General features: G+C 46.9%; 16 protein-coding genes and 1 pseudogene. 8 read left to right on the forward strand and 9 right to left on the reverse strand.

Features of this window, described 5'->3' with window-relative positions; all coding sequences use genetic code 11:
* Nucleotides 1–142: 142 nt before the first annotated feature.
* A complete protein-coding gene (locus tag QUA56_RS04010; RefSeq protein WP_333353525.1) occupies nucleotides 143–640 on the reverse strand; it encodes a pentapeptide repeat-containing protein in 498 nt (165 codons plus the stop codon).
* Between the two features lie 109 nt (nucleotides 641–749).
* Here QUA56_RS04010 and QUA56_RS04015 point away from each other — a divergent pair, with 109 nt between their 5' ends.
* Entirely contained in the window at nucleotides 750–1,118 is a 369-nt protein-coding gene (locus QUA56_RS04015; RefSeq protein WP_333353528.1) for a phage holin family protein, read from the forward strand.
* A gap of 4 nt (nucleotides 1,119–1,122) precedes the next feature.
* Here the strand turns inward: QUA56_RS04015 and QUA56_RS04020 are convergent, their stop codons facing one another.
* Complete coding sequence (locus QUA56_RS04020; RefSeq protein WP_333353531.1) at nucleotides 1,123–1,893, reverse strand: cobalamin biosynthesis protein; 771 nt, start codon at nucleotides 1,891–1,893, stop codon at nucleotides 1,123–1,125.
* A 120-nt stretch (nucleotides 1,894–2,013) separates the two neighbouring features.
* Here QUA56_RS04020 and QUA56_RS04025 point away from each other — a divergent pair, with 120 nt between their 5' ends.
* Nucleotides 2,014–2,376: a hypothetical protein gene (locus QUA56_RS04025; RefSeq protein ID WP_333353534.1), complete on the forward strand. Its 363-nt coding sequence runs from the start codon at nucleotides 2,014–2,016 to the stop codon at nucleotides 2,374–2,376.
* Nucleotides 2,377–2,440: 64 nt separating this feature from the next.
* Here the strand turns inward: QUA56_RS04025 and QUA56_RS04030 are convergent.
* A pseudogene (locus QUA56_RS04030) lies at nucleotides 2,441–2,674 on the reverse strand (TetR/AcrR family transcriptional regulator); the annotation flags it as partial.
* A gap of 190 nt (nucleotides 2,675–2,864) precedes the next feature.
* Here QUA56_RS04030 and QUA56_RS04035 point away from each other — a divergent pair.
* Nucleotides 2,865–3,230 carry a hypothetical protein gene (locus QUA56_RS04035; protein WP_333353536.1) on the forward strand — a complete coding sequence of 122 codons (366 nt, stop codon included), beginning with the start codon at nucleotides 2,865–2,867 and terminating at the stop codon, nucleotides 3,228–3,230.
* Nucleotides 3,231–3,238: 8 nt separating this feature from the next.
* Here the strand turns inward: QUA56_RS04035 and QUA56_RS04040 are convergent, their stop codons facing one another.
* The gene (locus QUA56_RS04040) at nucleotides 3,239–3,760 is read right to left on the reverse strand and encodes a GNAT family N-acetyltransferase (RefSeq protein ID WP_333353539.1); all 522 of its coding nucleotides are present in this window, start codon (nucleotides 3,758–3,760) and stop codon (nucleotides 3,239–3,241) included.
* Between the two features lie 24 nt (nucleotides 3,761–3,784).
* Nucleotides 3,785–4,399, reverse strand: coding sequence for a TetR/AcrR family transcriptional regulator (locus QUA56_RS04045; RefSeq protein WP_333353542.1), 615 nt, complete (start codon nucleotides 4,397–4,399; stop codon nucleotides 3,785–3,787).
* A gap of 312 nt (nucleotides 4,400–4,711) precedes the next feature.
* Between QUA56_RS04045 and QUA56_RS04050 the strand changes: the two genes are divergently transcribed.
* Both QUA56_RS04050 and QUA56_RS04055 read left to right on the forward strand, forming a co-directional pair.
* Nucleotides 4,712–6,307 carry a pitrilysin family protein gene (locus QUA56_RS04050; protein WP_333353544.1) on the forward strand — a complete coding sequence of 532 codons (1,596 nt, stop codon included), beginning with the start codon at nucleotides 4,712–4,714 and terminating at the stop codon, nucleotides 6,305–6,307.
* 270 nt (nucleotides 6,308–6,577) lie between these two features.
* The gene (locus QUA56_RS04055) at nucleotides 6,578–8,059 is read left to right on the forward strand and encodes a pitrilysin family protein (protein ID WP_333353545.1); all 1,482 of its coding nucleotides are present in this window, start codon (nucleotides 6,578–6,580) and stop codon (nucleotides 8,057–8,059) included.
* Between the two features lie 80 nt (nucleotides 8,060–8,139).
* On the opposite strand, the gene asnS is transcribed toward QUA56_RS04055, so the two are convergent.
* Together asnS and QUA56_RS04065 are read right to left on the reverse strand one after the other, a co-directional pair.
* The gene (gene asnS, locus QUA56_RS04060) at nucleotides 8,140–9,531 is read right to left on the reverse strand and encodes an asparagine--tRNA ligase (RefSeq protein ID WP_333353548.1); all 1,392 of its coding nucleotides are present in this window, start codon (nucleotides 9,529–9,531) and stop codon (nucleotides 8,140–8,142) included.
* 109 nt (nucleotides 9,532–9,640) lie between these two features.
* Nucleotides 9,641–10,006: a DUF2203 domain-containing protein gene (locus QUA56_RS04065; protein ID WP_333353551.1), complete on the reverse strand. Its 366-nt coding sequence runs from the start codon at nucleotides 10,004–10,006 to the stop codon at nucleotides 9,641–9,643.
* Nucleotides 10,007–10,120: 114 nt separating this feature from the next.
* Here QUA56_RS04065 and QUA56_RS04070 point away from each other — a divergent pair, with 114 nt between their 5' ends.
* Nucleotides 10,121–10,396, forward strand: a complete 276-nt coding sequence (locus QUA56_RS04070; RefSeq protein WP_333353554.1) for a DUF6439 family protein — start codon at nucleotides 10,121–10,123, stop codon at nucleotides 10,394–10,396.
* A gap of 246 nt (nucleotides 10,397–10,642) precedes the next feature.
* Here QUA56_RS04070 and QUA56_RS04075 read toward each other — a convergent pair whose 3' ends face one another.
* Together QUA56_RS04075 and QUA56_RS04080 are read right to left on the reverse strand one after the other, a co-directional pair.
* The gene (locus QUA56_RS04075) at nucleotides 10,643–11,131 is read right to left on the reverse strand and encodes an anti-sigma regulatory factor (protein ID WP_333353557.1); all 489 of its coding nucleotides are present in this window, start codon (nucleotides 11,129–11,131) and stop codon (nucleotides 10,643–10,645) included.
* Between the two features lie 281 nt (nucleotides 11,132–11,412).
* A complete protein-coding gene (locus tag QUA56_RS04080; RefSeq protein WP_333353560.1) occupies nucleotides 11,413–11,796 on the reverse strand; it encodes a hypothetical protein in 384 nt (127 codons plus the stop codon).
* A 31-nt stretch (nucleotides 11,797–11,827) separates the two neighbouring features.
* On the opposite strand from QUA56_RS04080, the gene QUA56_RS04085 reads away from it, so the two are divergent.
* Nucleotides 11,828–12,739: an alpha/beta fold hydrolase gene (locus tag QUA56_RS04085; protein WP_333353563.1), complete on the forward strand. Its 912-nt coding sequence runs from the start codon at nucleotides 11,828–11,830 to the stop codon at nucleotides 12,737–12,739.
* A 258-nt stretch (nucleotides 12,740–12,997) separates the two neighbouring features.
* Entirely contained in the window at nucleotides 12,998–13,984 is a 987-nt protein-coding gene (locus QUA56_RS04090) for an aldo/keto reductase (RefSeq protein ID WP_333353565.1), read from the forward strand.
* Nucleotides 13,985–14,031 lie beyond the last annotated feature (47 nt).

Here is a 14,031-nt window from a genome sequence, read left to right on the forward strand (position 1 = left end):
ACCCCTTGACAAGTCAAGACAGTATCTACAAAATATGGTTTCGTAGGAGCGGGTTCCACCAACCATAATCGCCCCAAACAAACAATCTAAAAAACCCGCCCCCACTCAACAAACAATCATCAGTAATTGACCGGAGATGATATCAGCGGCATCCCAAGGAATCGCGAGTAGAAATCCCAGTTTGAGAATTAATCCCGCTGGCTTTTGTACACAATTCTTTAACTTGTGCGCCGTCCATAATTGCGTCAGTAAAGTCAGCGCCGGTGATATCAACACCGTCAAAAGTAGAACGCAGCAAAATTGTTTCAGCTAAAATTGCATCGCTTAAATCGGCCTTAGTAAATTTAACTTGATCGATCATGGCATTAGTTAAATTTGCTCCGTGCAAATTCGCCTGAGTCATCACCGAAGCGCTCATAATTGCTCCCCGCAAATCGGCATTAGAAAAATTAGTCAAGTCCATATTAGCGTTAGAAAACTCAGCGGCACGCAGCATTTGACCGGAAAAATCGCGTCTTGTCAGTTCGGCGTTGCTAAAAGACAGCGGAGGAGCGTAATATTTAGATTGAGCCAGCGCTGGCCGCGGGAGGATGAAGATAGTTAGCGCGAATAGCAATGCAGCTAGTTGCCGGAGTTTCATAAGTCTGATATTCTTGCAAGGTGGGTATTTCGTAGTGTATCCCGAACTTTGGTCGATCGACTAAACAGTTACAATCTTAATTAAGAGTGATGGAGATGAAAAAAAACATATGCTAAGTTTTTTCTTAACTTGGATAGTAGCAGCGGTTTCGCTGGTCATTACCGCTAACATTGTACCAGGTATTGCGGTGGTGAGCTTTCCGGCGGCGATGGTGGCTGCTGTTCTTATCGGATTGGTGAACGCGGTTGTCAGACCGATTATTACATTGCTGACGCTGCCTTTGAGCATTATTACTTTAGGTTTGTTTTTGTTTGTTGTGAATGCAATTTCGCTTTCCCTGGCTTCGTGGTTGGCGGGTGCGTTCAGTATCGGCTTTGCGGTTAACGGTTTTTGGCCGGCTTTGTTTGGTTCGATTGTTTTGTCATTCGTTTCTGGGTTGATCGGTCGATTTGTGAGTGCCGATACTTTGGCTCAGTAATACATTATCCTAGATACTCGATCGGGCAAACTGCAACCGCTACTGTTACAGAGCCTGTTTTTTTGCCCGAGCGAAATATTTTTTTAGGGACTAAAAGCCTTTCACGGGCGGGCATCCTGCCCACCCCACAAGCAGATTCACTCTGCGCTTCACAGGCATCTTGCCTGTTCTTGAGAATGGTACAAGATATCAGTTCGATCGCACAAAGTGCCGCAGCTTCTGCTACGCTGGGCGTCCCGACTTGTTTTGCTGCAATATTTGAAGGATTGGGGACTTCTACGGAACTTAAAATGTCAGCAGCAAAGGTTTTTAACGGCCAATTTCGCGCTTGACAAAGTTCTAACAATCCGACTTCACCTGCTTTAGTGTCTATTGTAGCAATACCCGCGATCGCACTTTCGGCTAAATGATAGGCACGGCATACTTGTTTAATCGCAGTTTCGATTAATTCTCGCCCTGTTCCGCGTTCGCAACCTATCCCTATCCACAACACTTTCGGATGCCACTGAACCTTTGGCAAAGCAGATTCCGGCGAAAATCTTCTCTGCGTGAAACTAATCCAAATTCTGGCTTTGATAGTGGATAGATTTTCCCCCTCCCAATACAAACAATGTTTTTCTGGCAAGCTATTTCGCCACAACGTAGAACCAACTTCTTGAATTACTTCGACTGTTTCTCCTCTCGCAATAGCTGCCGCCACTCCTGTCCAGTCCCCTTCCCCGCCCCTCCAACTGCTGGGAATGTCTAGCATATCTAACGTAAATTCATCGCTCATTATTAAGTTATCTATTCTGTAGTTTCACTGCGACCGCAATCTTAAAAAAAAATTAACACTCTGTTTAGTGAAATTTTTGGTATAATTGTAGCACCAACTACAAAAAATCAAACATTTAAGATGGTAGAACTAAATCAGTTACTGTTAGAGTTTGAAAGCAACCTCAAATCGGAAGGAGTCACAAAAGAATGGAAAGAGCGCCGGGAAAGTTGGGTTAGCGATGTGGCAGCATCAGTTAACGTGACATATCTAGCAGAATTGCTAGTTGAATTGGAATCAAACTTCCAGGGAGAATCGGTTGATATTCAGTGGCAAGAGCGTCGGAACCGTTGGGTAGAAGAATGTCTGGGAGCATCAATTGTTCAAGAAGTATCAAGTTTATTGCTGGAACTAGAAACCAATACCAATTCGGAAGCTATGGCTGATGAATGGTCGCACAATCGCGAGAATTGGGTACAGCAAATGCACAAGTTTAAGGAGTAGTTTCGACGAATCAGAGCCTGTAGATATGCGTTTTCAGGCTCTAAAATTTTCTAATGACTAATGACTAATGACTAATGACTAAGGATTCATCTTTCTGCAAAACCCCATTCAGAAAAATATCTGCGAGTCCTTCAGCCATTTCCTGCATTTGCTGCCGAGAAGCATTCGGCTCCACAATCGTATTTTGACTGAAGCACGCGACTGCAAACATTCCCACAAATACCTGAGCGACAATCTGCGGATTCATCTTTGGATAAACTTGTTTTTCCATCGCCGTTTCCCAAAAAGCCTCAGCCACATATAGCCGTTCTCAGAAAGATTCGCGGACGTAGTTGGGCTTGGGCCCTATACGTTTAAGTGGTTATATAATCTGTCAATCATACCTCATCTTTTTAAGAAAGGCTATAGCTCACTATAAAAAACCAACAGTCTAAATCAATAAAATTTGTACAATCATAGCACAAACTGCAAACAAGACAAAATTTAATATGGTAGAACTAAACCAATTACTGTTAGAGTTTGAAGCCCACCTAAACGGGGACGCAGTGACGGAACAATGGAAAGAACCTCGCGACTTTTGGATAAGCGAGGTGTCAGCAGCAATTGACGAAAAACAGCTAGCCAAATTGCTAGTTGAATTAGAATCAAATTTTCAGATGCAAGCAGTACAAAGTCAATGGAAAATGCTCCGACAAAGTTGGGTAGAAGAATGTCGCATAGCATCGACGCTTGAAGAAGTATCAAGTCTGTTGCTGGAACTTGAAAGCAATACAACTTGGGAAGTAATGAGGGATGAATGGCAGGATAATCGGGAGAAGTGGGTACAGCAAATGTACGAATTTAACGACGAGTAATAATTCACTCAATCAAAATCAACTTTCATGGTGAATGATGTCCCTCCTGTGCGGTTGAGTGTCTCGCTTCCCTCAATTACTTTAAATCCCGATCGCTCGTACAAACTCAGGGCTCGATTCGAGCTTCTGACACTCAGGGATACCGATCGATAAGAGGCTTTTGCTGCTGACAGCAAACGAGCCAGCAACTGCGTTCCTACACCCTGACTTGTATATTCTGGAAGAACGGCGATCGCCAATTCCGGGATAGTATCGTCAATCCAGCCAAATCCCTTTTCATCCCCTGCAAACAAACGCAGCCAGGCGGCTCCTACTGGCTGACTGCCGTTCAATTCGATTGCTGCGAAGCCCAGATCGTTTGCACGTCCCCAATTCTGCACGTATTTCGCAATTAAAGGATGATTGACAACAGCTTGCACCGCTGATTCACCTTCTTCTGCCATGTGCGCCGCTTCATACAGCATTTGCCACAGAAAAGGCTCGTCTTCCTGCGTTAGCGGCCGAATAGAATAGTCCAAAACTTTGCCCATAACAACTTTTCCCTGTTGCTCTAATTATTCATCTTTCTGCAAAACCCCATTCAGAAAAATATCGGCTAATCCTTCCGCCATTTCCTGCATTTGCAGCGGAGAAGCATTGGGTTCCATAATCGTATTTTGACTGAAACCCGCGACTGTAAACATACCCAAAAATACCTGAGCGACAATCTTCGGATTCATCTTTCGATAAACTCCTTTTTCCATCGCGGTTTCAAAAAAAGCTTCAGCCACATCGCTCATTTTTCCGATGACTTCCAACTGAATTCGATCGCGCAAATCCGGGTGAAATTGCGCCTCCAAAAAACACACCCGCATCATGTCGCTATTCTCGCGGATATTCAGCATCCGCCGCCGCATCACCTGAGCCACTGCTTTGTAACTGCCCATCTCGCTCAATTCTGTCAGCAAATCCGTCAGCAACTCCACCCATCCTTCCGTCGCCACCTCAATCAAAATCGCTTTTTTATTATCAAAATGCCGAAATAGCGTACCCTCCGCCACCCCCGCCGCCGCTGCTAAATCGCGAGTTGTCGTGCCGTCGTATCCGCTGCGGGCAAACAACCGCTGAGCTGCTTGTAAAATTCGCTTCTTGGTTTCTGTTTCAGGAGGAGACTGATTAAAAATTCGCATGGCTTTGCAATCGGTAATTGGCGACTTGGAACTGCGGGAGCTGGACTGAGGGACTAATTGATGTTAAGTTTTAAAAAGAATCTCTGGCATTCAGGGCAAACATTTTTTTGTTTGACAATCCAAAATCCAAAATCTAAAATCTAAAATCGAATGACCCTTTTTGAGATTTGCTGTATCAGCCTAACATCTGCGGCGCAACAGATCGCTTGTGCCTCCAAAAATCTTTATCCTTAGAAAAGAATGTCTCGTCGCCGAGCACAAACATTTTTTTGTTTGACAATCCAAAATCCAAAATCTAAAATCTAAAATCGAATGACCCCGCAGTTTCAAAAACCCCGTGAAGCGAAGCTATCCCGTAGGGAATCGCCCGATCGCCAAACTCGATTCATCGCCTCCCTGCTGGCCGCTGTACTGCTGTGGTGGGGAATTTCTCCCGAAATCGCCCTCGCCCGCCCCAACCCCGCTAGCAGCTCCCAAGCAGTCTCTGTTCAACCGTCGCTCGATCGAGTAATCAAGCAAGTCACCGAATTTAAGCTCGACAACGGCATGACATTCATCGTGCTCGAAAGGCCCAGATCGCCCGTAGCATCGTTTCTAATTCACGCTGACGTAGGAGGCGCAAACGAACCCGACGGCAAAACCGGAGTCGCGCACTATCTCGAACATTTAGCCTTCAAAGGCACGCCAAAAATCGGCACTACCGACTACAAAGCCGAAAAGCCGCTGCTAGAAAAACAAGACGAACTCTTCGAGCAAATGCAAGCAGCAAAAGCCAGCGGCAAAACTGAAGAAGTCGCCAAATTCCAAGCAGAATTTGACAAAGTTGAAGCCGAAGCTTCGCAATTTGTCAAGCGCAACGAACTCGGCAAAATAGTTGAACAAGCAGGCGGAGTCGGACTAAACGCCGCTACTTCCACCGACGCCACAATGTATTTTTACAGCCTCCCAGCTAACAAGTTAGAACTGTGGATGTCGCTGGAATCCGAGCGATTTCTAGAACCGGTATTTCGGGAATTTTACAAAGAAAAACAAGTAATTTTAGAAGAACGCAGGCTGCGAACCGAGAATTCTGCGATCGGACAAATGGTTGAAGTTTTTGCCGACAAAGCCTTTTCTGTTCATCCCTACCGCCGCCCCGTAATTGGCTATACTGAAGACATTAAAAACCTCAGCCGCAGCGACGTGCAGAAGTTTTTCGATACTCACTACGTCCCCAGCAAGCTGACTGTGGCGGTGGTAGGAGACGTGAAAGCTGCAGAAGTGAAACGACTCGCTCAAATTTATTTCGGCCGCTACAAGGCGAAACCTGTGCCATCTGAATTGGAAATTGTGGAGCCTCCCCAAACGCAAACTAAGGAAGTAACGCTGAAATTAAAAACTCAACCTTGGTATTTGGAAGGATACCACAGACCGGCGATGAATCATCCCGACAATGCGATTTATGAAATGATTGGTTCTTTGCTCAGCGATGGCCGCACTTCTCGGCTTTATAAATCTTTGGTAGAACAACAGCAATTAGCCCTAGCTGCTCAAGGTTTCAGCGGTTATCCGGGGGAAAAATATCCGAATTTGATGTTGTTTTACGCTCAAACTGCTCCGGGCCGCACGGTTGATGAAGTAGCAGCAGCTTTGAGCAAGGAAATCGATCGCCTGAAAACAGAGCCGGTTTCTGATTTGGAATTGGATCGCGTGAAAACTCAGGCGAGAGCCGATTTGTTGCGATCGCTCAATTCTAATATGGGCATGGCATTTTCGCTGCTGGACTATCAGGTAAACACCGGTTCGTGGCGAAATTTGTTCAAGGAATTGGATGCGATCGCGGCTGTTACTCCGGCTGACATTCAGCGTGTCGCTCAGGCAACTTTCCGGCCGGAAAATCGCACGATTGGCAAGCTTTTGCCGCTGTAAGAAGAAGGAAGCACGACACGGATTTTGACACGGATACACGGATGAATAATCGAGGGTAGGGTGAGGTAGAAGTCAGTAAGAAAGACTCGTTCTCAGGCTCTGCCTGGGAACGCAGATCCAGAGGAAGAGCCTCGATTTAGACTCGGCGGTTGAAACCGATCCTACACAAACAAAGTCTGCCTTCGCAGACAAGCGAGATAGTCTTGCATCTAGGGCGGGCGCGGGGCACGATCCCGACGCTATGTCACAATAGGAAACTTAGGAGAAAGAATGAAAAGGACTAAATTGAGACTGAAAAACGTAAAGTTATTTCTGCTATCGCTTTGCATTTTTACTGTTTCACTGGGCACGTTTAATTTGTTACCTTCGTTAGCGGCTGCACCGAAACACTACGACGAATTAACATTCCCGGCGGTGCCAGAAATTAAACTGCCTAAATATACTCGCTTCGAGCTGAAAAATGGCATCCGGGTGTATCTGATGGAAGACCGGGAACTCCCGCTAATTGGGGGAACGGCGCTATTTCGCACGGGCGATCGCTTTGAACCTGCTGATAAAATTGGATTGGGAGGATTGACGGGAGAAGTGCTCCGAACTGGCGGCACGAGCCGGCATACGGCTGATGAACTAAATCAGTTGCTAGAACAGCGAGCAGCTTCAGTAGAAACGGGGATTGATGTTACTTCTGGCAGCGCTAATTTTAATGCTTTAGCTGAAGATGTGGAACCCGTGTTTGACCTATTTGCGGAAGTGATTCGGGAGCCAATCTTTGCTAAGGAAAAGTTGGATTTAGCCAAGAACCAAAGTCAAGGCGCGATCGCCCGCCGCAATGACGATCCTAACGATATTACCGGCCGCGAGTTTGAAAAGTTAATTTACGGCGATCGCAGTCCTTACGCGCGCACGGTAGAATACAAAACCCTCGCCAATATTTCCCGCGACGATGTGGTGAGTTTCTACCAGAAATATTTCCACCCCAAAAACATGATTTTGGGTATTTCTGGCGATTTTGATACTGCTAAAATGCGATCGCTCGTCGAGCAAAAATTCGGCAACTGGCAACCGACTCAAAGTGCAGAAGTGCCTGCGCTACCAACCGTATCGCCAGCAAAGGACGGCGGCGTATTTTTGGTAAATCAGCCGCAATTAAGTCAAAGTTACGTGCAGATGGGACATTTGGGCGGAATGCTCAGCAGTCCAGATTACGGTGCTTTGGACGTGATGAATGGGGTTCTCAACGGTTTCGGCGGCCGTTTGTTTAATAATGTGCGATCGCGCCAAGGTTTAGCTTATTCAGTATACGCAGCTTGGAGTCCGAGATATGACTATCCGGGGGTGTTTGTCGCAGGAGGCCAAACGCGATCGGACGCAACAGTACCGTTTATCCAGGCAATTCGCGCTGAGATCGATCGTATCCGCACTGAAGCAATTACCCCGGCAGAATTAGCTTTCGCTAAAGATTCCACCCTGAATTCTTTCATCTTCAAATTTGAAAATCCCAGTCAAACTTTGTCGCGATTAATGCGCTACGAATACTACGGTTATCCCGAAGATTTCATTTTTAGCTACCGCCGCAGCATCGAAGCAGCAACAATTGCCGACGTGCAGCGCGTAGCCAAGACTTACTTGAAACCGGAGAATCTAGTAACATTAGTAGTGGGAAATACGGCGGAGATTCAACCGCCCTTATCGAGTTTGGGAACTTCGGTAAAAGTGCAATCTGTTGATATCACAATTCCCTCGGCAACTTAATTTATTTGTGATTGTGAATCGCTGATCCGGGTAAGGACACGGCAATGCCGTGTCCCTACGTTTTCCCGCACAATCGTCAACTAAAAATCAATACTCAAAGGCGCCCTCGGAAACGGAATCACATCCCGAATATTCCCCATTCCCGTCATAAACTGCACTAACCGCTCAAACCCCAAACCAAACCCAGCGTGAGGCACAGTACCGTAGCGGCGCAAATCCAAATACCACCACAATTCCTCCTTATTCATACCCTGCGCTTCCATGCGCCGCTCCAACACATCCAGCCTTTCTTCCCGCTGCGAACCGCCGATAATTTCCCCAATATTAGGAGCCAAAACATCCATTGCTCGCACCGTTTTCTCGTCATCGTTTAAACGCATATAAAATGCTTTAATCCCGACGGGATAATCGCTGACAATTGTCGGCTTTTTAAACAAGTCCTCAGCCAAATAACGCTCGTGTTCCGACTGCAAATCTAAACCCCAACTTACCGGAAAATCAAACTTTTTGTCGGCTTTTTCCAAAAGTGCGATCGCCTCCGTGTAAGTAATCCGCTCGAACTGATTGTTAATGATATTTTCAGCAGTAGCCAAAACCGTTTTGTCAATGCGCTCGTTGAAAAACTCCATATCTTCCGGGCAACGATCCAAAACGTATTTAAAAATGTACTTTAAAAACGCCTCAGCCAAATCCATATCTCCCTGCAAATCGCAAAAAGCCATCTCCGGTTCAATCATCCAAAACTCCGCCAAATGTCGCGAAGTATTAGAATTTTCCGCTCTGAAAGTCGGCCCAAAAGTGTAAACATTGCCGAAAGCCATCGCCATAACTTCCGCTTCCAACTGACCGCTAACTGTTAAATAGGCACGCTTTCCAAAAAAGTCTTGAGCATAATCAACTTCTTGCGAATCAGTGCGCGGCACGTTCTTTAAATCAAAGTTGGTAACGCCGAACATTTCCCCCGCACCTTCGCAGTCGCTAGCAGCAATAATCGGAGTGTGAACCCACAAAAAACCGCGTTCTTGAAAAAATTGGTGTACCGCCGCCGAACAAGCATTGCGGACTCGAAAGACAGCACCGTGGGTGTTTGTGCGCGGCCGCAAATGGGCGATTGTTCGCAAAAATTCAAAAGAATGCCGCTTTTTTTGCAGCGGATAAGTTTGCGGGTCTGCATCGCCGTAAACTTGTACTTGTGACGCTTTCAACTCTATTCGCTGTCCTTTCGCCGGAGACGCTACCAGCACTCCCGACACTTCTAAAGATGCACCTGTATTCAGTTGTTTGAGTACGTTTTCAAAGTCTGGCAAATCGGAATTTATGACTACTTGCAAATTAGCCATCGCCGAACCGTCGTTGACTTCGACAAAAGCAAATTCTTTCAATTCGCGCTTAGTGCGAACCCAACCTTGAACAGTTACAGTTTCGTCGGGTTCACCTGCGCGCAAAATTGCTGCTATTCGTTGATTTGTCATATTTACTCCTGTTTATTTAATATTTTGCACCATAATTCTCTCTTTTCTCTTCCTCTGCGCCCTCTGCGCCCTCTGCGGTTAATAAAAAAATCAAAAATCATAACATAATTCAACCTGCATAGGATTTCAAAATCCAACCGATCAAAATGCCGAGTCCCCCAAAGCGAACTGCTTGCCAAAAAGGTTGTTTTATGCTTCCCCAAGAAAACAGGCTGCTTTCTAAATTCAACTCGATAGTTTCCAATTCTTGCTCAATTTCCCGCAATTCTTTTTTGAGTTGCGGCAATGGATTTTGGCGCCCAGACTGGCGGATTTCTTCGCGCCGATGGCCGAGTTCGACTTGGCGCTGTCGATCGACCTGAATTTGAGTGTACCGTTCTTTAACTGCCGCGAGCGATCGCTCCACTGCTGCGAGCGCTTGAACAAACTCGCTTTCTTGCTCTTCCCGATTTAACTCTGACGGCTGTTGAGGCATTTCGATCTGCAAACCTGACAATAATAAAAAAACGGATTCCCAATTAAGTTGTTATTATATGCAGTATATTTTTTAAATTCAGAAACGGCAGCCAAATCGCTATAATTGCCAATTATGCTTGAAACTACACAAACAACCCAAACTGTCAACCTCAACGAGCTGAGCACGGTAGAACTAGCCCAAGCTCTAGCCGCGCGCCTCGCCATTGCCGAAAAAGATTGGCACCGCCTCAAAGCCAACCGTTCCGCGCGGGCCTGCGAGCAAGCTGCGGCCGCTTTGGTCTTTTTGCTCAAAAAACAGCCAGAAGAAGCTCTCCCGCGCTTAAAACAAGCAGCAGGATGGCTGGATCGATCGATATCTGCTCCTCCTTGTCCCACCCACGGCAAATAATTTTGGGTATTGAGTCTTGAGTTTTGACTTGATTAGTCGCTCAAAACTTAGACAATCGCGCGGCTCGATCGAGCCGCCCGATTGTGAGTTCAAAAGATTTATACTTTTTTTAACTCAAAACACGCATTTTGTATTAGGATCGGGTATCAATAGCCAGATCCTCCAAATTCTCAGTCCAAGCTTGGGCCCGGAAACGAAAAAATTTGCAGGTCTAGCTGAGTTGAAAACTGCTGCCAAATATCGGTGCTAGCGCAAGCGAGGCAGCCGGTAGCGACTGGGAAGTTCTTTGCACAGCCGTAACTCTGTACCTTCAGAATTCCACTCTACGCGATCGAATATTTGGTAAAGAATAAACAATCCCCTACCACATTCTTGTTCAACATGGGGGAGTGCAGAGTCATCTGCAACATCCTTTGCTAGGAGATTGTCGCAATCATCGGTATAAAGGTTGCAACTGCAAGGGGCATTAAAACCAGAACCTTCATCCGATATCACCCACCAATATTGGTTTTGGACGATCGAAAAACGGACTCCAACAGTTTTAGCGGGGTCTAACTTGTTTCCATGCTTAGCAGCATTTACCAAAGCTTCTTGAAGCCCCAACCGCAATTCCGCTTGCCAGCGATCCGGAAGCTCTGCTAGGAGCAGATCCAAAATAGGACAAAGGTATAGAGTAGAAGCGAAGCTAATCGTAATCCAATTGCGTCCGACCGGACGGGCTGAAATAGCAATCACTCAGAAAACTCCCTAACTTTCAGGTGGATAAAGTTCACACCCTGCATAGTTGGCTCCCTAGTATTCAAAATGCTAATTAATTGAGCGGCGCAGCTCTACTTCTATCTTAGAGTATCCAAGCAATTAAGAACAGCAAACCACGTCACAAAATATTCTGCGATTCTGAGAAACTTCTGCAGAGAACCATCAGTAATTTTACTTATAAGTTCTCCCAGCAGCGAAATTTTTGATGTCGGCTTTTGCCAACTCGCAACCAAGCGGCTCGCTGCCTCCCCAAGCCGTCAACTGCACTCTAACAAACGATCCCCACCTTGAAAAGCTCGGAAATAACTATAAAAAAGTCGATCCCTTGACCCTCGCCAATCGGGTTCGACCCTCGCAGCCCCTGGGCAAGCGCCATCGCCCAGAACTTGCTCTTGCCGCCACACAGCAAAATTATCATACCTAGGTGTGTTGCAGCAAAAACCCGATATATTTTCCAAATGCGATCTGGGCAAAATATCTCGCTTTGCTGCGACCCTCACCAAATCAATATTTGTTACAAAACTTATTGCACCTGAGTGCGGGCGATCGCGATATCCCAACTCGCCCAAATTGACAAATCCTTGGCTGGCAAAAGCCCGGCGCGTTTCCTCTACTTTATAAATCTGAACGTCGCGATACAATAGTTAAAGTAAATAATTATTTCTTTACATCATGCAAACAACCCCAGCCATGAACGCAGCCCCCATAGCCGGCACTTACTGGCAGTGGCAGGGGCATTCAGTATACTACGTTCGATCCAGCGATCGGCATCCAGAACGCCCTCCCCTGCTGTTAATTCACGGTTTTGGAGCGTCCACAGACCACTGGCGCAAAAATATCAGCGGCCTGAGCAAAGACTTTGAAGTGTGGGCGATCGATCTTTTGGGATTCGGGCGATCGGCAAAACCCGAATTGCAGTACAGCGGCGACCTCTGGCGCGACCAACTCCACGACTTTATCACCAACATCATCGGCCGACCCGCCGTACTAGCCGGCAACTCCCTCGGAGGCTACGCCGCCTTGTGTGTAGCCGCCCAGCGCCCCGAATCAGCCGCCGGACTCATCTTAATCAACAGCGCCGGCCCCTTCAGCGAACCGCAGCCCGCACCCGAAGCCCCGCCCTTGCAAAAAGCCATATCTGTAGTAGCTAAAACTTTATTTCAGCAAGATTGGGCAAGTTTTCTGCTGTTCCAGTACGTGCGCCAGCGATCGACAATTCGGAAAACCCTAGAAAAAGTTTATCTCGACCAAAGCGCCGTCACAGACCAATTAGTAGAAGAAATTTACCTTCCCTCCTGCGATCCCGGTGCCCCCAAAGTATTCGCTTCCGTATTCAGAACACCTCAAGGCGAAAAAATCGACGTATTGCTGAGTCAATTAACCTGTGGGTTGCTAATGCTGTGGGGAGAAAGCGACCCGTGGATGAATTCTACACAAAGAAGCGCCAAATTTCGCAACCACTATCCAGAGTTGACAGAACACTTTATCAAAGCCGGTCACTGTCCCCACGACGAAGTACCAGAACAGATAAACGAACTGATTCGCGCATGGATAAGTGACAAGGGCATAGGGCATAGGGCATAGGGCATGGGGCATAGGGCATGGGGCATGGTGCATGGGGCATGGGGCATGGGGCATGGGGCATGGGGCATGGGGCATGGGGCATGGGGCATGGGGCATGGGTTACTGGTTATTGGTTATTAGAACGAAGAACTAACGAGAAACATAGGACAAATAACCAATAACCAATAACCAATAACTAATGACTAATGACTAATGACTAATGACTTCATTTAACTTTTTGGTTAATCTCAACTCACATATTCTGAGGAGACGGGAACCATGACCGGCAAAAAGACTCGCCGCAATTTTATATTGAGCAGTATAGCTGTTGCCAGCAGCATTGCAGGCGCTAAGGCGATCGAAGAGCACGATCGGGAAATCGCAGCCGCACCCAGTAACCAGGCGGCCGCCACAGTAAAAATGCCAGAACGAGTGTTAGGCAAAACCGGCGTGAAAGTGCCGATTTTCGGTTTGGGTGGGGCCGGACAAACACCGCTGTCGCAGCCGGGAAGAGAAGCAGAAGCGGCGGCGCAAATTGAACGCGCGATCGAACTAGGCATTCGTTATTTTGACACGGCGGCCGAGTACGGGCCCAGCGAAGAAAACTTAGGCAAAGTTTTGCCCAAATATCGATCGCGCATATTCCTAGCCACAAAAACCTCCGCCAGAGACAGAGATGGCGCGTGGAGAGACTTAGAGCGATCGCTCAAAAGATTGAAAACCGATCGGCTAGACTTGTGGCAACTCCACCACGTCTCATTCCAAGCCGAATTAGACCAAATTTTCAGTGCCAAAGGAGCAATAAAGGCGATCGAAGAAGCCAAACAGCAAAAAATAATTCGTTTTTCCGGCATCACCGGACACCACGAACCAGCCATCATTGCCGCAGGCTTGCAGCGCTATCCTTTTGACACAACATTAATCTCCCTCAACGCCGCCGAAAAACACCATCCCCGCTCCTTTGTTACCAGCGCTTTACCAATTGCCAAAGCCAAAAACATCGGCGTTATAGCCATGAAAATACCAGCTTACGGCAAATTATTTCAGAACGGTGTTTTAGATGGAATGCACCAAGCAATGGGCTACACGCTTTCACTTCCCGGCGTGCACTGCTGCATCATCGCCGCCGACTCAGTAAAGCAATTAGAAGAAAACTTCAAAGTCGCCCAAGGATTCAAACCCCTGAACAAAACAGAAATGGCAGCACTTGAAAAACGCACCGCCGCCGCTTGGCAAGAAAATACATTTTTCCGACAGTGGACTTAGATATGATGTTGGGAAATGCGGCGCTCGTCGCCGCTATACTTGCTGTT

Source organism: Microcoleus sp. N3A4 (assembly GCF_036701805.1).
Lineage (GTDB): Bacteria > Cyanobacteriota > Cyanobacteriia > Cyanobacteriales > Microcoleaceae > Microcoleus.

Bases quoted from the DNA above. Each gene is read 5' to 3' on its own strand.
- QUA56_RS04010 (WP_333353525.1), bottom strand. From the start codon at position 640: ATGAAACTCCGGCAACTAGCTGCATTGCTATTCGCGCTAACTATCTTC.
- QUA56_RS04015 (WP_333353528.1), top strand. From the start codon at position 750: ATGCTAAGTTTTTTCTTAACTTGGATAGTAGCAGCGGTTTCGCTGGTC.
- QUA56_RS04020 (WP_333353531.1), bottom strand. From the start codon at position 1,893: ATGAGCGATGAATTTACGTTAGATATGCTAGACATTCCCAGCAGTTGG.
- QUA56_RS04025 (WP_333353534.1), top strand. From the start codon at position 2,014: ATGGTAGAACTAAATCAGTTACTGTTAGAGTTTGAAAGCAACCTCAAA.
- QUA56_RS04035 (WP_333353536.1), top strand. From the start codon at position 2,865: ATGGTAGAACTAAACCAATTACTGTTAGAGTTTGAAGCCCACCTAAAC.
- QUA56_RS04040 (WP_333353539.1), bottom strand. From the start codon at position 3,760: ATGGGCAAAGTTTTGGACTATTCTATTCGGCCGCTAACGCAGGAAGAC.
- QUA56_RS04045 (WP_333353542.1), bottom strand. From the start codon at position 4,399: ATGCGAATTTTTAATCAGTCTCCTCCTGAAACAGAAACCAAGAAGCGA.
- QUA56_RS04050 (WP_333353544.1), top strand. From the start codon at position 4,712: ATGACCCCGCAGTTTCAAAAACCCCGTGAAGCGAAGCTATCCCGTAGG.
- QUA56_RS04055 (WP_333353545.1), top strand. From the start codon at position 6,578: ATGAAAAGGACTAAATTGAGACTGAAAAACGTAAAGTTATTTCTGCTA.
- asnS (WP_333353548.1), bottom strand. From the start codon at position 9,531: ATGACAAATCAACGAATAGCAGCAATTTTGCGCGCAGGTGAACCCGAC.
- QUA56_RS04065 (WP_333353551.1), bottom strand. From the start codon at position 10,006: ATGCCTCAACAGCCGTCAGAGTTAAATCGGGAAGAGCAAGAAAGCGAG.
- QUA56_RS04070 (WP_333353554.1), top strand. From the start codon at position 10,121: ATGCTTGAAACTACACAAACAACCCAAACTGTCAACCTCAACGAGCTG.
- QUA56_RS04085 (WP_333353563.1), top strand. From the start codon at position 11,828: ATGCAAACAACCCCAGCCATGAACGCAGCCCCCATAGCCGGCACTTAC.
- QUA56_RS04090 (WP_333353565.1), top strand. From the start codon at position 12,998: ATGACCGGCAAAAAGACTCGCCGCAATTTTATATTGAGCAGTATAGCT.